The organism is Brenneria nigrifluens DSM 30175 = ATCC 13028, assembly GCF_005484965.1.
Taxonomy (GTDB): domain Bacteria; phylum Pseudomonadota; class Gammaproteobacteria; order Enterobacterales; family Enterobacteriaceae; genus Brenneria; species Brenneria nigrifluens.
Window position 1 is genome coordinate 3,045,764 of record NZ_CP034036.1, and the last position, 20,778, is coordinate 3,066,541.

At 61.0% G+C, this 20,778-nt stretch carries 17 protein-coding genes; 8 read left to right on the forward strand and 9 right to left on the reverse strand.

What is annotated here, in order from left to right:
• Positions 1-43 precede the first annotated feature (43 nt).
• The 8 genes from EH206_RS14270 to EH206_RS14305 all read right to left on the reverse strand — a co-directional run bounded on the left by EH206_RS14270 (position 44) and on the right by EH206_RS14305 (position 8,584).
• The gene (locus EH206_RS14270; RefSeq protein WP_009113527.1) at positions 44-688 is read right to left on the reverse strand and encodes a succinyl-CoA--3-ketoacid-CoA transferase; all 645 of its coding nucleotides are present in this window, start codon (positions 686-688) and stop codon (positions 44-46) included.
• Positions 685-1,350 carry a 3-oxoacid CoA-transferase subunit A gene (locus EH206_RS14275; RefSeq protein WP_040343302.1) on the reverse strand — a complete coding sequence of 222 codons (666 nt, stop codon included), beginning with the start codon at positions 1,348-1,350 and terminating at the stop codon, positions 685-687. The genes EH206_RS14270 and EH206_RS14275 overlap by 4 nt, the downstream gene beginning before the upstream one ends.
• A 2-nt stretch (positions 1,351-1,352) precedes the next feature.
• Positions 1,353-2,522, reverse strand: coding sequence for a thiolase family protein (locus tag EH206_RS14280; RefSeq protein ID WP_009113529.1), 1,170 nt, complete (start codon positions 2,520-2,522; stop codon positions 1,353-1,355).
• A 34-nt stretch (positions 2,523-2,556) separates the two neighbouring features.
• Positions 2,557-3,396 (reverse strand): beta-keto acid cleavage family enzyme, encoded by an 840-nt coding sequence (locus EH206_RS14285; RefSeq protein ID WP_009113530.1) that lies wholly within the window; start codon positions 3,394-3,396, stop codon positions 2,557-2,559.
• 90 nt (positions 3,397-3,486) lie between these two features.
• A complete protein-coding gene (locus tag EH206_RS14290; protein WP_009113531.1) occupies positions 3,487-4,482 on the reverse strand; it encodes an enoyl-CoA hydratase/isomerase family protein in 996 nt (331 codons plus the stop codon).
• Positions 4,483-4,850: 368 nt separating this feature from the next.
• The gene (locus tag EH206_RS14295) at positions 4,851-5,759 is read right to left on the reverse strand and encodes a LysR family transcriptional regulator (RefSeq protein ID WP_136163902.1); all 909 of its coding nucleotides are present in this window, start codon (positions 5,757-5,759) and stop codon (positions 4,851-4,853) included.
• A gap of 266 nt (positions 5,760-6,025) precedes the next feature.
• Positions 6,026-7,069: an HTH-type transcriptional regulator EutR gene (eutR, locus tag EH206_RS14300; RefSeq protein ID WP_009113533.1), complete on the reverse strand. Its 1,044-nt coding sequence runs from the start codon at positions 7,067-7,069 to the stop codon at positions 6,026-6,028.
• 156 nt (positions 7,070-7,225) lie between these two features.
• Positions 7,226-8,584 (reverse strand): aldehyde dehydrogenase family protein, encoded by a 1,359-nt coding sequence (locus EH206_RS14305; protein WP_009113534.1) that lies wholly within the window; start codon positions 8,582-8,584, stop codon positions 7,226-7,228.
• A 217-nt stretch (positions 8,585-8,801) separates the two neighbouring features.
• Here EH206_RS14305 and EH206_RS14310 point away from each other — a divergent pair, with 217 nt between their 5' ends.
• Complete coding sequence (locus EH206_RS14310; RefSeq protein ID WP_009113535.1) at positions 8,802-10,415, forward strand: EAL domain-containing protein; 1,614 nt, start codon at positions 8,802-8,804, stop codon at positions 10,413-10,415.
• On the opposite strand, the gene EH206_RS14315 is transcribed toward EH206_RS14310, so the two are convergent.
• A complete protein-coding gene (locus EH206_RS14315; RefSeq protein ID WP_136163906.1) occupies positions 10,403-11,434 on the reverse strand; it encodes an ABC transporter substrate-binding protein in 1,032 nt (343 codons plus the stop codon). The two genes, EH206_RS14310 and EH206_RS14315, sit on opposite strands and share 13 nt — an antisense overlap.
• Before the next feature lie 309 nt (positions 11,435-11,743).
• On the opposite strand from EH206_RS14315, the gene EH206_RS14320 reads away from it, so the two are divergent.
• From EH206_RS14320 to EH206_RS14350, 7 genes are all read left to right on the forward strand, one after another.
• Entirely contained in the window at positions 11,744-13,321 is a 1,578-nt protein-coding gene (locus tag EH206_RS14320) for an ABC transporter permease (protein ID WP_009113537.1), read from the forward strand.
• Complete coding sequence (locus EH206_RS14325) at positions 13,318-14,127, forward strand: ABC transporter ATP-binding protein (RefSeq protein WP_009113538.1); 810 nt, start codon at positions 13,318-13,320, stop codon at positions 14,125-14,127. Before EH206_RS14320 ends, EH206_RS14325 begins: the two co-directional genes overlap by 4 nt.
• A 13-nt stretch (positions 14,128-14,140) precedes the next feature.
• Positions 14,141-15,925 (forward strand): aryl-sulfate sulfotransferase, encoded by a 1,785-nt coding sequence (locus EH206_RS14330; protein ID WP_009113539.1) that lies wholly within the window; start codon positions 14,141-14,143, stop codon positions 15,923-15,925.
• A gap of 442 nt (positions 15,926-16,367) precedes the next feature.
• Positions 16,368-17,177: an ATP-binding cassette domain-containing protein gene (locus tag EH206_RS14335; RefSeq protein WP_009113540.1), complete on the forward strand. Its 810-nt coding sequence runs from the start codon at positions 16,368-16,370 to the stop codon at positions 17,175-17,177.
• A complete protein-coding gene (locus tag EH206_RS14340) occupies positions 17,174-17,983 on the forward strand; it encodes an ABC transporter ATP-binding protein (protein ID WP_009113541.1) in 810 nt (269 codons plus the stop codon). The genes EH206_RS14335 and EH206_RS14340 overlap by 4 nt, the downstream gene beginning before the upstream one ends.
• 13 nt (positions 17,984-17,996) lie before the next feature.
• Entirely contained in the window at positions 17,997-19,241 is a 1,245-nt protein-coding gene (locus EH206_RS14345) for an MDR family MFS transporter (protein ID WP_009113542.1), read from the forward strand.
• A gap of 13 nt (positions 19,242-19,254) precedes the next feature.
• On the forward strand, positions 19,255-20,769 hold the full coding sequence (locus EH206_RS14350; RefSeq protein ID WP_009113543.1) for an ABC transporter substrate-binding protein: 1,515 nt from the start codon (positions 19,255-19,257) through the stop codon (positions 20,767-20,769).
• Positions 20,770-20,778 lie beyond the last annotated feature (9 nt).

Here is a 20,778-nt window from a genome sequence, read left to right on the forward strand (position 1 = left end):
TGGTGTCGGAATGTTCCGCGACGTTCCGACGGGGAGTGGTGAGTTAAGCCTGCATAGTTGCCAGCCGTTCGGCGATCAGCAGCCGGGGTTCAACCTGGCGTTGAATATCCTCCGGCGTCAGCCCTTCCAGCAGTTCCACCAGCACCAGTCCGTCGTGGGTGACGTCAATCACGCACTGCTCGGTGACGATATGGTTTACGCAGCCCTTGCCCGTTAGCGGATAGCTGCATGAGTCAACAATCTTCGGCTCTCCTTTTTTGGTGCACAGCTCCATGGTGATAATCACTTTCCGCGCGCCGTTGACCAGATCCATCGCCCCGCCCATGCCGAATACGCGGCCGGGCTGCGCCCAATTGGCCAGATCGCCGTTCTCCGCCACCTGCAATCCTCCCAGCACCGTCGCCGCCAGTTTGCCGGAGCGCACCAGGGCGAAGGATTCGGCGCTGTCGAAGGTACTGGCGCCGGGCGCCGGCACGAAACGCAGGGCGGTGGCGTTGGAGAACCCCTCCACCGCCAGCACGCCCTCCACCAGCGGCCCCATGCCCACCAGTCCGTTTTCGGTGTGGAACATCACGCCGGGAGGCGCGTAGTCGCTGCACAGGCTGGGGATGCCGATGCCGAGGTTGATGACGTCGCCGGCTAAAAAATAGGCCGCGGCGCGCCGGGCTATCCGATCTCGCGCGTTCATAAGCGTTCTCCTTGCAGCGTCAGAATCTTGTCTACGTAAGCGCCGGGGGTGATGATGCAATCGATGCCGAGCTCGCCCACGTCCACCAGCATATCGGCATCCACCAGCGTCAGGCGCGAGGCCTTGGCGACCAGCGGGTTGAAATTGCGCATCGTGCCGCGATAGGTCAGATTGCCCAGCGGATCGGCGGTGCGCGCGCGCACCAGACCGATATCCGCCCGCAGCGCCGTTTCCAGCAGATAGCGTTCGCCATCCGCCTCGACGAACTGCTTGCCCTCCTCCACCATGGTGCCGATGCCGGTTTTGGTCAGCACCCCGCCCAGCCCCGAACCGCCGCAGCGCATGCGCTCGGCCAGGCTGCCCTGCGGCACCAGCTCCAGCTCGATTTTTCCGGCGGCGACCAGCGCCACCGTTTCGGTATTGCGCCCGATATGCGAGGCGATCAGTTTGTCCACCAGACCGTGGTGGATCAGCCTGCCCACGGTCAGATCCGCATCGCCGCTATCGTTGGAAATCAGGGTGAAGTGGCGCGCGCCGCTGTCGATTACGCACTGAATCAGGCGATTCGGCACGCCGTGGTTGGCGAACCCGCCGCACATCAGCGTTTGCCCGTCCTTAAACAGCGCGGCGATTTCATCTATTGAAGTGAATTTTCCCGACATCATCATTCCCTCGTCAGCAGGACCGCAACGCCCTGACCGCCGCCGACGCAAAAGGTAATCACGGCGTTGTTCAGGTGACGGCGTTGCATGTCGTAAACGGTTTTAGTGGCCAGAATGGCGCCGCTTCCGGCCAGCGGATGTCCGAGCGCGATCGCCCCGCCGTTGGGGTTGACCCGCTGCGGATCCATGCCGATATCGCGGATACAGGCCAGGGACTGGGCGGCGAACGCCTCGTTCAGCTCCCACAGATCAACGTCCTCGACCGCCAGTCCGGTCTGGCGCAGCAGTTTGGCCGTCGCCGGCACCGGCCCCAGCCCCATAAAGTTGGGATCCACGCCGGCGGCGGCATAGCCGCGGAATACCGCCAGGATCTCCAGCCCCTGCGCCTCGGCCTGCGAGCGCTCCATCACCACCAGCGCGCCTGCGCCGTCGCTCATCGGCGAGCTGTTGCCGGCGGTTACCATGCCCTCCTGGCAAAAACTGGGGCGCAGAGCGGAGAGCGCCTCCAGCGAACAGTCGGGACGCACCGACTCATCCTGCCGCACCACGATCTCCCGCCCGCGGCGATCCGGCAGCGTAACCGGCACCACCTGGGCGTCGAAACGCCCTTCCTGCCAGGCGGCCGCGGCCAACTGGTGGCTGCGCAGCGAAAATTCGTCCAGTTGCCGGCGGCTCAGCAAATAGCGCCGGGCAATATTTTCCGCGGTGATGCCCATGGAGGGATTGCCCAGCCGATCCGGCGAGGTATGGATATCCACAAAGCGCGGCGGCTGCACCGAATACGCCGTTTCGGTTTTCTCCAGCGACCAGGTGCGCCGGGAATCGCTCTCCACGCCGCCGACCACCACCGTCTCGGCGAAGCCGGCCATAATCTGAATCGCGCCGTAGGCCAGCGCGTTAAGCGAGGCGGCGCACTGGCGATCGAGCGTGATGCCCGGCACCGACATGGGCAGCCCCGCTTCCAGCGCCACCATCCGCCCCATGTTATTGATTTCATTATTCATTAAATTGGCAAAGATAACGTCATCAATGCTTTCGGGGTCGATCCCGGCCCGATGTACCGCTTCCTTCACCGCCAGCGCGCCCAGCATATGCGCCGGAACCGGCGCCAGCGTACCGCGGCATCTGCCGATCGGCGTACGCGCCGCCGACACAATGACTGCCTGTTTCATAATCGTTTCCCGATGTAACCGTATAAAGGGGTCGCTACAGAGGACGCAGCCCCAATAGTTTTCTGGCGACGGCCGGCGTCGCCACCTGTTTGCCCGCCAGGCGAACGGCCTGCGCCGCGCGCTCCACCAGCTGTGGATTGGTGGCTTTCACCCCTTTGCTGAAATAGACGTTGTCTTCCAGACCCACCCGCACATGGCCGCCCAGCGCCAGGGTGGCGAACAGAATCGGCAGATGGTGTTTGCCGACGCCAAAGGCCGACCAGGTGGCGTCGGCGGGAATATGCGCCACCAGATAGTTCAGATTCTCCACCGTGGCGGGCATTCCCCCCGGCACGCCGAGACAGAATTGATAGTGCAGCGGAGCGCGTAATTTGCCCTGTTCGACAAAATAGCCGGCGACACCCAGCATGCCGCTGTCGAAGATCTCCACTTCCGGCTTGATCCCTCGTTCGCTGAGGATTTCTCCCAGTTTGCCCAGGAACTGCGGGGAATTGATAAACACGCCGCCGGGCATCCAGTTAAACGAGCCGGCGTCCCAGGAAGCGATTTCAATCCCTTCCAGCCGGGAAACGTGTTCCATACGCTGCGCATCGCTGGCCCGATGATCGCCGGAGGTGGTGCAGTTGATAATCACATCGCAGTCGCGGTAGCCGCGCAGCAGACGGATGGTTTCGGCAAATTTGTCGCAGTCCATCGTGCCCTGCCCCTGGTCGTCGCGCATATGCAGATGCACGATGGCGGCGCCCTGCCGCCAACAGCGGTAGGCGTCGGCGGCGATTTCCTCCGGAGTCAGTGGGATATGTTCATTGATCTCTTTTGGCGTTACCGCGCCGGTCAGGGCGGCGGAAATAATAACGTCGTTGCCTGTGTTCATGGTTTTTCCCCGTTTACTGCTTCTATAGTTTTAAATCAACAGGTTACCTAGACATACCCGCCGTTGCGGCCACAGGCGGGCGACCGGCGCTTACTTGATTTCGTCTTCTTCCTGACCGCCGCCGATGCGCGGACGAATAACCTTGCCTTTCTTCTCGGCGGCCTTGACCAGTTCGGCCTCTTCGTGCGCCCACCTCCAGTAATTGGCTTCGTGTGGAGAGTGCTCGGTGGCGGTAACGAACATTTCGGTGGCGAAGGAGCCGCGCAGTTCGTTGGCGATATCTTCCTTCCAGGCTTTACGCAGCATCTGGGTGGTGATACGGCGGGTCACGCGGGTGCCGGTGCGCATGATCAGCTCGGCGATTTCCCAGGCGCGGTCGTAGGTCGCTTCCGTATCGGTGCAGATTTCGTTGACCATGCCGAGGGCCAAGGCCTTGCGGGCGGTGATGATTTCGCCGGTCAGTTCGGCGTAGGCATAGCGTTTGCGCCCCATCAGCTCGCGCCAGGCGATTTGAATACCGTCGCCGGGCACCATGTTGGTGCGAAAGTGCATCTCGGTGGTCCAGGCGTCCTCGGTACACAGGGTGATATCGCTGAACAGCACCAGATCGGTGTGGAAAGCGGCGCCGTTCCATACGCCGATGGTGGGCACCTCGACGTCGAATACCTGGCCTTCAATGTCGTTGGTGCCGTCATAATACTGATATTCATACATTTTCCACGCTTCGTCCGGCGCGGAGGCGAACTCGGTGGCCGGCAGCCAGTTGCCGTTCTCATCCAGCCGGCCGATGCCCTTCATAAAGTCCTTGCCGCTGCCGCCGAGGATAATGATTTCGTTGTCAGGGTCTCTTCCGGCCCAGTCGAAGAAGTAGTGCAGCGCCTGATGCGCCGGCGCTCCCCATTGCAGGCTGTCGCCGTTGGTATGCAGACGAGCTTCAAGAATTCCGTTCTTCCGCCTCATGGTGAAGCAGTGTTTGAGCTTTTCCGAATATTCTTCAAAAGGCATATGGGGAATTGTTCCCAATTCCTTATGTGGCATTTCTTTGCGTTTTCCGGCATCAGACTCATAATTGGCTTTAATCACCATGATTTACTCCTTCTTTATGGCATTATTTTAATTGATCGGAATTTATAGGAAGTAACGTCGATTTAAATGATGTGATTCACATTTTTCCTCTGATGCTTCCAGACAGGAAAAACGTAACACCCCGATTTAAACGGGAGAAATTCTTTTTATTTTTTCGGCTATGTTTTTTAAACATAACCGTTTATTCAATCATGACGGATTATTATTTTTCCATTATAAAACAATCACAAACAAGCGCGCCAACCATAATGCTTGGCTATTTTTATTTAAAATAGATAATAAAAAACAAGATATTAATGGGATGCAAGTCACATTTGACAATCATCCATAACATGGTATTAATCAGGCGCGGGGGATATCAAATATATTCAGGAGGGCTGATTTTTATTTTTAAAAAACTGTTTAAACTCTTTTAAAAAAAGCGGAATGCAGGGGTTGGTATTTTTACTGTCCCATACCAGTTCCAGATTAAACCAGTAGTCATTTTCAATCACCTCCAGTAATACACTGTTATTCCCCAGTAAGTAGCCGCGGTGCCTGGGCATCAGCAATGCCACCCGATCCCTGAATTCCAGATTAAAACAGCAGGTTTTAATATTGGGATATTCTTTGTCCAGCGTATACGCAATATCATAGCAATCGAAAAAACGGGTGCTGTATGCTTCAGCCAATAAGAACTCACGGGGATCGACGCGAATAATCGGCCATTCGCTGACTTCTCTTAATGATACCCGCCCCCTCCCGGCCAGCGGATGGTTTCTGTTCACCGCCACGCACAGCGGATCGGTTTGAAATGACAAACTGCAAAACTTTTTATTTTCCCAAAAATTGGGACGAATTAAAAAACCCAGATCGCAGGTATGCCCTTCGAGAAAAAGCAATGCCTCATCCAGTTCGCTGTCCCGGCAATCTACGGCGATGCCGATATTATTTTGTTGGAACTGGGTGAGAAATTTGACCAGCACATGCTGAATAGCCTCCCCCAGAAAAGTAATGGTCAGGCGGCGTCGGCTTTTGCCCGAAAAAGCGTTAACGACGGATACCGAGCTTTCATATTGAAAGATGATTTTACGCGCTTCCCCGGAGAACAATTTTCCTATCGATGTCAACTCGACGCTGTGCGTATCGCGCCGGAATAATTCAACGCCGAACTGTTCCTCAAGAGATTTCATATGACGGCTGAGAACCGGCTGGGTCATATTCATTTTCTGCGCAGCTTTACTGAAATTAAGCAATTCCGACAATAGAATAAATTCGTATAAAAGCTGCATTTTCATCGTTGAACTTTTCCCCTTAAAGCGTCCCCCCATACATATCCGACACTATAGCGAAATCACCGCGCACGAAATGTGAAAGCTATCAAAGCGTTTATCCTTGTCGTTTTGGCGCCGGGGCGATCCGGGGGCGGCGCTGAGGGCTCCCTATAAATTTTTTGGGAAAGGGTTTCGGTATGCGCAGTGAGGGTTTCGTGCGCACTAACCTCAGTCGATTTCTGCGACCTTTGCAGCACGCGCCCGGCGGCGGCGCATGCCGGGCTCGGTGATCAGTGGTACGCGCGCATACGCAGCGTCGCCGACGGTTTTTCGTTGAATAAGCGCTGATAATCGTTGGCGAATTGGCTTAAATGCCAAAATCCCCACTGCATGGCGGCGTCCTTGACGGTATGGCTGCGGGAAAAAGGACTGATAAGTTCGCGGCGCACCGCGTTGAGGCGGATCATTTTCAGCCAGGCGTTCGGGCCGACGCCCAGAACCTCGCAGAACGCGTTCTGCAACGTGCGGCGGCTGACATACAGTTCCCGGCACAGATCGGGCACCGTCACCGGCTCCGACGTCTGCTCGATCACATATTCCCGCGCGCGGGAAACCAGTTGCCGATAGCCCATGCGCCGGTTCGTTGTGCGCGGTGGGAGCGGGTCCGCGCTTTCCAGCAGCGCCATCACCATCGTCAGCAGACTATCATTAAGCATCTTGCCGGCATGGCGGTTTTGCATCCATTGCGGGTCGCGGCAGCCGTAGTACAGCGCCTGCCGCACCAAAGACCATAGCGCCGCTTTCTGGTGCGGCTCCACCATCAGCGCCGACGGTTGATGCAGCAGATGGCGGAACCGTTCCTGATCCGCCGGCATGCCGTTATGCCGGAACAGCGCGTCGTAAGAAATCACCACGCCCAGGATAGCGTATTCATTCGGCGTACTCAGCTCGAACTCCTTACCGCCGGGACTCAGCGCGATGCTCCGTTCATCAATGGGCTGCGAACCGATAAAGCCCGCCGCGCTCTGCGCGGCGGGAATACCCAGCCAGAATGCATCGGGCCACACCATACAGGACTGGCGTAACGCCAGATTGGTGTATTCATGGCAGAACTGGATACCGTCGACCCGCAGCTCAGTTAACTCGCCGCGAAAATGGCCGGGATGAATTTGATCGTAAAGCTGCTGCCATGCCGTAATCGCGCAGGATTGCGCATACACATCCTGCGTATAACGTTGATGCACGTTTTCATCTTCAATCAGCGACGCCGCTTTTGCCTGCGCGGGATAACTCACGCCGTCGAGACCATGCAGATTGGGGCGTTTTATCGTCATCGTACGCTCCTTAAGCGATATCAATATCAACCACTCTTATAGCATAACGGGGCGGATTAACGTCTTGCCATCGCCGCCAATCGCCGCCGCCCGAACGCCTCCTCCATCCCGCGGCCTGGCCGCCGGGTATTGTTGCCATTCACGCGCCGATGCGCATCATACAATACGGAACATATCGACCATCACGCAGCGGCGCAGGCGGACAAAGGTACGGGCCGACGTCACTCCTTCGCCCGTCGGCGTGGAAATGGTCATGGATGTCCAGCCCTCGCCCCCCAGCCCCAGACCGGCGATACAGGGACCGTTCTTGACGAAGATACTGGTATCAATGGCGCTGGCCATACGATGCATATTGTTGATATTAGTGGAATGGATCGCCGCGGTATGGTGGCGGCCGCCCTCCAGTTTCACCGCCAGGTCAATCGCTTCCTTCACGTCCTTGACGCGCACCACCGGCAGCACCGGCATCATCATCTCGGTGACGGCAAACGGGTGCGCGGCGTCGGTTTCCGCCAGCAGCAGGCGGGTTTGCTCGCCGACGTTCAGGCCGATGGAGGCGGCGATTTTCGCCGCGTCGCGGCCGACCCACTCCCGGCTGACGTTCCCTTTACCATTTTCGTCGATATCCGTCAACAGCCGCGGCAACAGCCGCCGCACCTCATCGTCGCTCAGCAACGCCGCCTGATGACACTGCATTTCCGCCAACAGCGCGTCCGCCACGCTATCAACCACAATCAGCACTTTTTCATCGGCGCAGATGATGTTGTTGTCAAAAGACGCGCCGCGTACGATGGCGCGCGCGGCGCGCGCTAAATCCGCCGTCTCATCCACCACCACCGGCGGATTGCCGGCTCCCGCCGCGATCAGCCGTTTGTCGGTGTGCCTGCGCGCCGCTTCCACCACCGCCTCGCCCCCCGTCACCACCAGCAGGCCGATGCCGGGATATTTAAACAGGCGCTGCGCGGTTTCAATATCGGGATTCGCCACGCTGACCAGCAGGTTTTCCGGCCCGCCGGCCGTCACGATGGCCTTGTTCAACAGGGTGATGGTATGCAGAGACACCTTTTTCGCCGACGGATGCGGTGCGAACACCACGCTGTTGCCGGCGGCGATCATGCTGATGGCGTTATTGATAACAGTGGCCGCCGGATTGGTGGAAGGCGTGACCGAGGCCACCACGCCCCAGGGCGCGTTCTCAATCAGGGTCAGACCGTTGTCGCCGGTCAATACCTCCGCCGACAGGCATTCCAGCCCCGGCGTACCGCGCGCCTGCGACACATTCTTGGTGTATTTATCGAAAACCCGTCCCATGCCGGTTTCGGCTACCGCCATCTCCGCCAGCACCTGAGCATACCGCTCTCCGGCCTGACGAATAGCGGCGACCACGCTCTGGCGCAGGGCTACGCTGTTCAGCATTTTCTGCGCCTGCGTCGCGGCGTATACCGCCTCATCCAGCGAGTCGAACACGCCGGCCTGCGGCGCCAGCACCGCCCCTTCAGTCATTAGCTGTTCCATTGATTATTCCTCTTGTTGTATTGCGAGCCGCTTCTGCCAAATGGTGCTGCAAACGATTCTGGCAACGATTCGCCAAAGGAAATAACAAATTTCGGCAAGTGAGATAAAAAATTGAAGTGGATCACTTAAATGAGCGCGCCCGCCGGCGGCAAAACGAAGAAAAATATTCTGCTAAGCTGTGTATATCCCCGGAGTATTCCTATTCGACGACAACGTAATGGCAAAATCCAAGCATCTCTTCACCCCCGGTAACCTATTGCCGTTAATGATCGTCGGGCTACTCCCCTTTCTGCTGGGCATTATCTTCAGCTATATCACGGCAAGACAAAACGTAAAACAGGATCTGGAAATAGCCGCCCTGGTCATGGTGCATCAGGCGGAATCCATCAGCCGGCAGGCCTGGGACATGGTGTCCGCCCTGCGGACGTTCGAAGGAAACTCCTGCGCTCTCGTTTCCGCCAGGCTGGTGCGCTTGGGAACCCTGTCCCCCTATTTTCGCTCGCTGGGCCTTACCCTGGGGCCGAACCTGTACTGTTCATCGGTATCCGGCGACGTGCTTGTACCTCTGAGCGACATTCTGCAATATCCGCTGCCTTCCCCTCCGCCCGCCGCCTGGAATGTTTCGCTGCGCGCGACCAGAGGAGTTCAGGAGCGCCCCGCGGTGATCTTTGCCCGGTTGAATGCTTCATCGTTCGGCACCTTTGCCATCGTCGACGGGCAGTATTTGATCGACTTTATGAACGCGATGGGAATTAGCCGGCAATATCAGCTGACGATACAATTCGGCGATGGCTATCAGATTAAGCAAGGCCGGGAAGTTATTGATAATCATCCATTGTTCTCCCCACTGACCAACGTCAAAACCTCCTCCCGTTACCCGATCACGGTCAGGGCCACGCTGCCGGCGTCCGAGTTGATTCAATCGTGGAGACGCGCTTTCCTCACCTTTCTGCCGGTGGCGCTGATCCTCGCGCTGATTTTCGTCTCCGTCGTACGTTCATGGCAAAAACGCAAAATGTCGCTGCGCGATGAACTGCGCAAAGGCATGCTCACTAACGAATTCAGCGTACATTACCAGCCCGTCTACGATATGACTTCCCGCTGCTGTGTCGGCGTGGAAGCGCTGATGCGCTGGTATCGGCCCGGCGGCAGAAGCATCAGCCCCGATGTGTTTATCACCGCCGCGGAATCCGAAAAAATGATTATCCCGCTGACGTTGCATCTGTTCGAATTACTGGCCGCCGACGTCAGACACTGGCAGGTGCCCGACGGCTTCCATCTGGGGGTGAACATCGCCGTCGAACATATTCAGCACCCGGCCTTTGTGAATGATATTCGCCGGCTTGCGACCATGCTGGCGCCGCACAAACTGAATATCACCCTGGAGCTCACCGAGCGCAGCCTTATCGCCAATAAGCAGGATGTGGCGGATAAACTGACGCTGCTGCGTCGGGAGGGATTTATTATCGCCGTTGATGACTTCGGCACCGGCCACTGCTCCTTATCCTATCTGCAAATGTTTCCGTTGGATTATCTTAAAATCGACAAGGGATTCGTCGTCGCCATCGGGACCGCGGACAACGATACCCCGGTGCTCGACGCCATTATCGGGCTCAGCAAACGGCTCGCGCTGGATATGGTCGCGGAAGGGGTGAGCTCGCGCCATGAATACCGCTATCTTAAACGGTGCGGCGTAAGGTATATGCAAGGGTATCTGTATGCCCGTCCGATGGACAGCCGGGCATTGATGGCGTGGCTGCGAGCGCAGCGGCGGCATCTCCAAGCTGTAAAAGCCCCTGCCGCCGCTAAAAACCGGGACTACCGCGCCTGACCGCGGGCATCGTACTCCGGCCACACCTTGTCCCACTGGCGCTCGGTGAGCGCTCGATCGACAAAACGGCCGTCGAACCATTCGTTCAGCGGGAAGTCGCGGCGGATCAGACCGGCGGCTTTCGCCCGCTGAATGCTGTCCGCAAAGCTGGCCTGCAAAAAGTCGTCCAGCCGCGGCGAGCTCTGGAAATTCAGCTCCTCCGGCCGCAGCTCTTCCTCAAACAGCGCCGCCGGGATCTGGCTCTGCGCCGACATCAGCGCGATATACTCGGTTAAATGCGCCGGATCGGCGATCCAGCGGGCGTTGTCCGCCAGCACCTCCACCAGTTGCCGGGTCGCCTGCGGATAGCGCTGAATAAACGCCTCCGTCGCCAGCACCGCCGCCTGGGTGGTGTTGGCCCGCCCCAGCGAACGGCTGTCGGCGACGATATTGATCCCCTGCCGGCGCAAAGTCAGCAGCCCTACGCCGCCCCATACCGCATCCACCCGTCTGGCGGCCAGCGCCGCTTTACCCGCGGTCCAGTCCAGATTGATCACCCGGATATCACGCTCGTTCAGCCCGGCGCTGCTCAGCGCGCGCTCAAACGACAGCTGGTCCGCCGTGCCCTTGTACACGGCGACGCGTTTGCCGCGCAGGTCCGCAATGCGTTGGATCCCCGACTCCGGCGTCGCCGCCAGATAAGAGTTGGAGCCGCGCGACCCCACCAGCACGCGGGTGGGCAAATCGCCCGCCCGGCCGATAATGGCGGCCAAATCCCCCAGATAGACCACGTCCAACTGCCGGTTGGCCAGCGCCTCATTCACCGCCGGCCCGGCGCCTTTGAAAAACGACCAGCGGATTTTGATGCCCTGCGGCTCAAACGCCTGTTCCAACTGCTGGCGGATATGCGCCAGCCCCAGCGGCCCGCGGATAAAGGGTTTGCTGCCGGCGCTCTGGTCGGGCAGGCCGATGCGGATTTCCGTCGGTTTGCTCTCCGCCGCCCGCGCGCCGGTCCCGGCCAGCGTCAGGCCGATCAGCATCAGGGCGCCGGCGAGACGGTAAATGGCCGCTCGCCGGCGAGGTTCGCGCCGTAGTGTCGTCGTGTGCATTATTTTATTTTCTCCGCCAATAACAGGACATTGCCTCAAACTAGCGAAGGGGGAATACGCGTCTTAAATAACATTTCCCGATTTATTCAGTAAAAAAAAGCATAAATCAGCCATCAGGCGGCAAGACGCCGGATATGCGTTTTTTGCACGCCGCTAATCGATTTAATGCATTGGCGTTCGGCGCCTAAACCTGTTTTTTATTCCTTTATTCGTCTATTTCGACTGGCTTCACGCAAGAAAATGAATAAGGCTATGGTGCTAAAACGCTCTCCGCCCACGCGCTTCCGGCCGCCGGCAAGCGCGTGGTATCCTCTGGCGGCGCCGCTGATGCTGCTACTGCTGTGGTACGTCGGCAGCCGCCAGGGCTGGATGCCGGCGCAAATCCTTCCCGCACCCGCCACGGTGATGCGCACCGCCGCCGAACTGTGGCGCGGCGATTTGCTGTCGCAGCTGTGGGTTAGCCTGCAACGGCTGTTCAGCGGCCTGCTGGCCGGGTTGATCGCCGGTACGGCGCTGGGCGCGCTGATGGGCGCGTCGCCGCGGGCGGCCGCCCTGCTGCACCCGACGGTGTATGCCGTGGCGCAAATTCCCACGCTGGGGTGGATCCCGCTATTTATGGTGCTGTTCGGCATCGACGACGGCCTGAAGCTGGCGGTCATCGTCAAAGCGGCGATCGTCCCCGTCACGCTGCACACCCAGAGCGGGGTGAGCAATATTCCCGCCTCGCTGCTGGAAGCGGCGCGCACCCTCTGCCTGCCCTGGCAGCAACGGCTGATGCGCCTGACCTTGCCGGCGATGCTGCCGGTCTGGCTGACCGGGCTGCGGCTGGCGCTGTCGCAGGCCTGGGTCTCGCTGATTGTGGTGGAGCTGCTGGCGTCATCGCAGGGCATCGGCTATCTGCTGGTGTGGGGACGTCAGCTGTTTCAACTGGATATCGTATTTGTCTGCATCGCGGTTATCGGCGCCGCCGGACTGCTGATGGAGTGGGGAATAGACCAACTGGAGCGGCGGCTGGTCTACTGGCCGCACCCCCCGGTCAGCCGCCTTAACGCCGCGCCGTCGCGCCGTCGCGCCGGAGTCGTGTTGCCGCTGGCGCTGCTGGCGCTGTGGCATCAGGCCGGCCAGTCCGGCTGGGTGGACGCCGCGCTGCTGCCGCCTCCCTCCGCCGTCTGGCACGCGCTGGTTCAGGGATTCGCCGACGGCGTCCTGCCGGACGCCATGCGCCACAGCCTGCTGCGCGCGCTGGCGGGCGCAGCAGGCGGCATCGCCGCCGGTCTGCTGCTCGGGGTGCTGCTCGGCCTCAGCCCGCGCGCCGACGCGCTGCTCACCCCCACCGTCGCCACGCTGCGCCAGATCGCGCTGTTTGCCTGGCTGCCGCTGCTCACCGCCTGGGTAGGCAACGGCGAAGCCGGCAAAGTGGTGTTTGTGGCGCTGGCCTCCTTCTTTCCGATGCTGGTGGCCAGCCACCGCGGCGTGCGTCGGCGCTCGCTCCAGCTTCAGGAGGTGGCGCAGGTGCTGCAACTATCGCTGGCGCTGCGGCTGAAAGCGCTGATCCTGCCGGGCGCCGCGCCCGCCATCTTTGCCGGTTTGCGCCTGTCGCTGATTTACGCCTGGCTCGGCACGGTCGGCGCGGAGTATTTCATGTCGTCGGATATCGGTATCGGCAGCCTGATGATCAACGCCCAGCAGTTGCTGGATATGCCCACCATTCTCAGCGGTATGCTGCTGATCGGCGTCACCGGCGCGGCCATCGACCGCGCCGGCCTCAGCCTGGAAAAACGCATGACCCGCTGGCGCAACGCAGGAGAATCCTTATGAGCGACATCCAAACCGGCCGGCCGCCGGTGGTGCAATTTGAACGCCTGAAAAAGCAGTTTCAGGTAAAAGAAGGGCCGCTGACGGTGATTGACGATTTTTCGCTGTCCATTTACAGCGGGGAACTGGTGGCTATCGTCGGCAGCAGCGGCTGCGGCAAATCCACGCTGCTGCGCATGCTGGTCGGACTGGATAATGACTATCAGGGGCGCATTCTGGTGGACGGCAAGCCGGTGCGCGGCATCAGCCGCGAGCGGGGGATGGTGTTTCAGGAACCGCGGCTGTTTCCCTGGCTGACGGTACGCCGGAATATCGCCCTGGGGCTGGCTTATGATAAACCGAGCCGCGCGACGCGCGAACGGCTGATCGACCACTTTATCCAGTTGGTTCACCTGGAGGAGTTCGCCGACGCCCTGCCCGCCCAGCTCTCCGGCGGCATGGCGCAACGCGTCGCCATCGCCCGCGGTCTGGCGGCCAACCCGCGCATTTTAATGCTCGACGAACCCTTCGGCGCGCTGGACGCCCTGACGCGCCAGCAGATGCAGCAGGAGCTGCGGCGCATCCATCAGACTCAGGGCACCACCACGCTGCTGGTGACGCACGACGTGGAGGAAGCGGTGTATCTCGCCGACCGGGTAGTGGTGCTGGCGCCGCGGCCGGGACGCATCCGCCACGTCGCCACGCTCGCGCTGCCACATCCCCGCCAGCGCGACAGCCACGAATTTCATCAACGGTGCGGCCATCTGCTGTCGCTGCTGACGCACCCCGATTCCCCGGCCGCGCCGGTTGAATCCGTTTCCACTTTCTGACTGGAGTTTTGCAATGGGACATCCTTCCGTTTACCCCACCGGCACCACCCTCTATAACCCGGAAAAATCCTGGGGCGGCTATACCGTCTTTCAGGCGCTGGAAAGCGGCGCGGTGCTGATCGATATGAACGGCGCCGAACTGCGTCTGTGGGAAGGGCTGCACGGTTTCCCCAATAAGATCCTGCCCGGCGGTTATATTCTCGGCCACAGCGGCGAACGCGATCCGCGCTACGGCATGCAGGATATGGTTGACCTGATCCAGGTGGACTGGGACGGCAATATCGTATGGAAATTCAATGGCTATGAACAGATTAGCGATCCCGGCCAGCCCGTCGAGTGGATGGCGCGCGCCCACCATGACTACCAGCGCAGCGGCAACCCGGTGGGCTACTATGCGCCGGGGCAGGAGCCGCAGGCCATCGGCGGCAATACGCTGATTCTGGCGCATAAAAATCTGCGCAATGCGCGTATCAGCGACAAGCTGCTGCTTGACGACACCATTATCGAGGTGGACTGGCAGGGAAATATTCTGTGGGAATGGCGCTGTAGCGATCGCTTTGACCAACTGGGCTTTGACGACGCGGCCAAAAGCGCCATCTATAATAATCCCAACATGCGCAAAAGCGGCGGCGGCATGGGCGACTGGATGCATATCAACTCGATGTCGACCCTCGGCCCCAACCCGTGGTTCGACCGGGGCGACGCCCGTTTTCACCCCGACAACATTATCTGGGACGCGCGCGAGTCCAATATTATCGCCATTATTGATAAAGCCAGCGGCGATATCGTCTGGAAGCTCGGCCCGGACTACGGCACCCCGGAACTAAAACATCTGGGATGGATTATCGGCCAGCACCATGCCCATATGATCCCCGCCGGCCTGCCCGGCGCGGGCAATATTCTGCTGTTCGACAACGGCGGCTGGGCGGGCTACGGCGCTCCCAATCCCGCCTCGGCCGACGGGGTGAAAAACGCCTGGCGCGACTACTCGCGCATACTGGAGATCAACCCGCTCACCCTGGATATCGTCTGGCGCTATTCGCCCTACGAAGCCGGTATCCCGCACCCGACCGACGCGTTTCGCTTCTACAGCCCCTATATCAGCAATATTCAACGCCTGCCCAACGGCAACACGCTAATCAATGAGGGGGCCAACGGCCGGATATTCGAGGTGACGGCTGAGCACGATATCGTGTGGGAGTATATCTCGCCCTACTGGGGCAAGACCGTCAACACCAATATGCTCTATCGCGCCTATCGCGTGCCCTACGACTGGGTGCCGCAGTTGCCCCGTCCGCGGGAAATCCCGGTGGAGGCGCCGGACAACACCCGTTTTCGCCTGCCGGGGGCCGCACAGCCCGGCTTCGCCAGCGTTATCCGCGTCGACGGCGTGCGCCCCTACAAAAAAAGCGCCGATGCGCTGTGCGTCGCCACCGACAGCGAGGATCTGAAACGCAGCCCCAAACTGTTCAGCGTCGACCGCTCCCGCTTCGCGCCGCTGGAGGAGGGAGAGCGGAACGCGCTCAGCGGGCAGTCCGCACTGGTGCTGGTCGGCGCGGAGCGGTGCGTGCACTGTAAGAGCCTGTATCGCCAGTTGGCGGCGATACTCCACGAGGACGGCTATCGCCATATCACCAGCCGCTATCTGGACGCCGACCATCATCCCGAGCTAACAGGTCAGCTCGGGGTGCGCTCGCTCCCCACCCTGCTGTGGCTGGCGCAGGGAGAGGAAAAAGGGCGCCTCGGCGGCGTACTCCAGGCGCACGCCCTGCGGCAATGGCTGGAGGGGGTGCGGTGAGGGGAATTGTCCCCTTCCCTGATGGGGCTTGATCGCGGATGACTAAATCGGTGCGCAGGCAGGGTCTGTTTCTGAGACGATGCGCTGTTGTTGGGTAGATTCCTGCCTGCGCAGGAATGACGGAAGGGGCAGAAATTCGGCGCGCGTTCTCGGCGTCATCGGCGCACGTTCTCGGCGTCATCCCCGCGCAGGCGGGGATCTGCTCCAGCAGCGGCGTCGCCATTGGGAAGGTTCCTGCCTGCGCAGGAATGACGATGAAGAGTATCCCGTCATCCCCGCGATAAAATATCCCCCGTCATCCCCGCAGTAGTAGGCGGGGACCTCCTACTGAAACCGTAAGCAGCCAAATGTTTCCCCTCCCGGAAACATTTCCTTTGCATCACCCCGACCCGTTTTGTTATGTTATTACATATCAAACCACCCAACATAGCGCAGCGATGTAATGACAACCAGGGACAAACAGGCGGAAACGGTGCTGGACGTGAACAACCTTGGCCTGTCCATTGGCGCGGAAAGCAAAGTCGGCAATCTCACTTTCCGCCTGCGCGCCGGAGAAAGCGTTTGTCTGCTCGGCGCCTCCGGCTGCGGCAAGTCGCTCACCGCCAGAGCGATCATCGGCACGCCGCCGGCAGGCTGCCGGATAAGCGGCGCCATCGAGATCAACGGCGCCGACGTCACCCACCGCAAGGCGCTCGCCCGCCCGGCCACTGCCCGCGTATCCGCCGTATTCCAGGACTCCGCCACCGCGCTGAACCCGTTGATGAAACTGGGTAAACAGCTGTCGCTGGCGCTGGGCGCGTCATCGCCGGCCGAACTGGACGCGCTGCTCGACGCCATCGGCCTGGGGGATATTCCCAACCTGCCGCAACGCTTTCCCGCCGAGCTGTCCGGCGGCCAACGCCAGCGCATCTGCATCGCCCTGGCGCTGCTGGGGCGCACCCGCCTGCTGGTGGCGGACGAGCCGACCACCGCGCTCGACGTGATTACCCAGCAGCAGGTTTTGCAGGTGTTACAGGCAAGGTATGCGCAAGAAAACGCCCCCGCGCTGCTGTTTATCACCCACGATATCACCGTGGCGGCGCAGCTTTGCCAGCGCGGACTGGTGATGGAAAACGGCCGTCTGGTGGAATCCGGCGATATGCGGCAACTGCTCAATGCGCCGCAGCATCCCTATACCCGCGGTCTGGTCGCCGCCGCCCGCCGCGGCGATGCCGCCCTGCCCATCACGCAGCTGGGAGCGCTTGCCGGATGAGCCGCCATCTTCACGCCATTTCCACGCCGTTTTTAAACCTGGACGGCGTTAGCCGCTACCGTCAGACGCCGCGTTTCCCATGGCAAAAGGCCGACCCCGCGGCGGCCATTTTCCGCGATCTGTCGCTCACGCTGCAACGCCATGAACGCGTCGGCCTGGTGGGTTCATCCGGCTGCGGCAAATCCACCCTGCTGAAAACGCTGCTGGCGTTGGACACGCCGGACAGCGGCACGATACACTGCGACGGCCACCGGGTGCGGCCGGGTTCCGTCCGTTCGCTGTTGTGGTATCGCCGCCGCGTCCAGTACATTCCGCAGGACCCCGCCGGCTCGCTGGATCCGCGCCAGCGTGTCGCCGCGCTGATTGCGGAACCGTTGCAACGCCTGCGCAGCGGCGAAAATATCGCGTCGGCGGTACGGGAAGCGCTGGATCAGGTCGGCCTGAGCGCCCGCCTGCTGGAGCAACCCGCCGGGCTGCTGTCGGGCGGGCAGGCCCAGCGCGTCGCCATGGCCCGCGCCCTGGTGACGCGCCCCGATTTTTTACTGGCCGACGAGCCGATCAGCGGACTGGATTTACCGCTGCGCGAACAGATCAAAACCCTGCTACAGCAGGTTACGTCGCAAAATAATATGGGATTGCTGATGGTGTCGCATGACATATCAATAATCGCCGGTTTGTGCGAACGCATGCTGGTCATGGACGATGGGCGCATTATCGAAGATCGTCCCACGGCCGAGGTGCTGGCGTCGCCACGGCACCGGCATACGCGCCGGTTATTACAAGCCATCCCTTCTTTACCTCTTTGAACGGATAACCTCTATGTCAGACCTCAGCGCCGATCGCGCACCGCGACCCTATCCGCCGTTATTGCTGGGCAGCCAGCTGGTTTTCAACATCGGCTTCTATGCCGTGGTGCCTTTTCTGGCCATCTTCCTGCGTGACGATATGCTGCTTTCCGGCTGGGCGATCGGGCTGGTTATCGGCTTAAGAACCTTTTCGCAGCAGGGCATGTTTCTGGTCGGCGGCGCGCTGGCCGATCGCTTCGGCGCGCGCGGCATCATTCTCTGCGGCTGCGTGGTGCGTATCGCCGGCTACCTGCTGCTGGCGCTGGCCGATTCGCTCTGGCCGATTATCCTCGGCGCCTGTCTGACCGGCGTCGGCGGCGCCCTGTTCTCGCCGGCCATTGAAGCGCTGATGGCGCAGGCCGGGACGCACAGCGAAAAACAGGGAAAACGCAGCCGGTCGGAATGGTTCGCGCTGTTCGCCATCTGCGGCGAACTGGGGGCGGTGCTCGGGCCGCTGCTCGGTTCGCTGCTGGCCGGATTCGGCTTTCAGCGGGTGGCGCTGGCCGGCGCGGCGGTATTTTTACTGGCGCTGCTGGTGCTGTTTTTCAGCCTGCCCGCCACGCCGCGCAACCAATCCGCCCTGCATATCGCCCCCTGGTGGCAAACTTTTCGTCAGCGCCGTTTTGTGGCGTTTATCATCGCCTACAGCGCTTACCTGTTTAGCTATAACCAGCTCTATCTGGCGCTGCCGGTGGAGCTGCACCGCGCCGGCGGCAGTGAAAAAGATCTCGGTCCGCTGTTTGTGCTGGCCTCGCTGCTGGTGATCGGCCTGCAACTGCCGCTGGCGCGTTTTGCCCGCCGCCACGGCGCCGCCCGCATGCTGCCGCTGGGATTCGCCCTGCTGGCGGCCTCTTTCGTCAGCGTGGCGCTGTTCGCCCCCGGCGTTCCGCCGCAAGGCTGGCTACGCTTACTGCCCGCCGTCTCACTGATTACCCTGCTGACTTTGGGGCAGATGCTGATCGTTCCCGTCGGTATGGATCTCATCCCCCGCTTCGCCAATAACCATAACCTCGGCGCGCACTATGGCGCGCTGGCGTCCATGGGCGGACTGGCGGTGCTGGTGGGCAATTTCCTGCTTGGCGGACTGCTCGACCTTGCGTTGACGCCCTCGCCGCAGGCGGCGGTTCCCTGGCTGATGCTGGCTGCGGTTCCATTGTGCAGTTCGCTGGCGATGGTGCTGATTTGCCGTCCGTTTACCCCCCTTTCCCCTCAAAATTGATAAGGACCGTCCGATGCGCGTACGCCCTCTCCATCCCGTTTGCGGCCTGCTTTGCGCCGCCCTGCTGCTTTCCGGCTGCTTCAACGAAGCGGAAGATCAATCCGCCGCCGATAACGGCGGCCGCCTGAAACTGGCGATGCTGCAACCGCCGCGCTCCGGCCTGACGCCGCTGAGCGACGACGCCTTTAAACTATCGCGCTGGAGCACGGCGGAAACGCTGGTGGTGCTGGACGCGCAGGGTGAAGCCCAGCCCGCCCTGGCGACCCGCTGGCGGCGAATCGACGACCATACCTGGCGTTTTGAACTGCGCCCCGACGTGCATTTCCATGACGACACCGAGCTAAACGCGGCGACCGTGGTCAACGCGCTGACGGTGGCCGCCAGCGCCGCGCCCAAACCGCGTATTCTCGACGGCGTGCAACTGAGCGTGGTCGCCGAGGGCGATAGCGCGGTGCTGGTGTCAACCGCCCAGCCGGATCCGCTGCTGCCCCAGCGGCTCTCCAGTCCGCAGTTGGCTATTCTGTCCGCCAATGCTTACGGCGAAAACGGCGTGGTCAACCCGCAAAATGCCGGCAGCGGTCCTTTTGTGCTGCGCAGCGTAAACGGCACCAGCGGCGCCACCCTGGACAGATTCGACGGCTATTGGGGGGAAAAGGCGCAGGCGAGCGGCATTGACGTCAGCTTTGTGCCGGACGGCCCGGCCCGCGCCGCCGCGCTGCGCACCGGCGCGGCGGATATCGTTGAAGCGATCCCGGTATCGCAGGCGCCGCTGCTGGATCAAAACCTGGTGCACGAAGTGCCGATGCCGCGCACCAATACCCTCTATCTCAATACCCGTCTGGGGCCGATGAAGGATCCGGCGCTGCGCGCGGCGGTGCGCGACGCCGTCAATCGCCGGCAGTTGGTCGATAACGTGTATGAGAAACGCGCCGACACGGCGCAGGGATTGCTCGGCCCGGCGCTGCCCTGGGCCGCCGAGCTGCGCCAGCCCGTCGCCGCCCCGGTAACGGCCGCGGCGCCCGATGGCGTAAGCATCACGCTGGCGACCTTCAGCGACCGCGCCGAACTGCCGGAAGTGGCGGTCTATCTGGCGCAACAGCTCACCGCCGCCGGTTTTACGGTAAAACAGGTGGTGCGCGAATATTCGCAGATCGAGTCCGATGCGCTGGCCGGCAAATTCGATGCCTTTATTTTGTCGCGCGCCACGGTGCTGGATTCCGGCGATCCCGTCGCCTATCTCTACAGCGACTTCGCCTGCGAGGGATCTTTCAATATTTCCCAGCTTTGCCGTCCGGAAATCGACGGCGCCCTGCAACAGGCGGCGGCCATCCCGGCCGGCGATCAGCGGCGCCAGGCGATTATGCGGGCGGAGAATCTGATTCTGGCCAGCGACGCCGCCATTCCGCTGCTGCACGAACGGGTTATTCAGGGGGAAAGCGCGCGGGTGAAGGATGCGCTGCGCGACCCGCGCGAACGCGTCTTGATCAACAGCGCCACCCGCATCGAACCGCCGACCAAAACCGAGTAATGGGTGAAA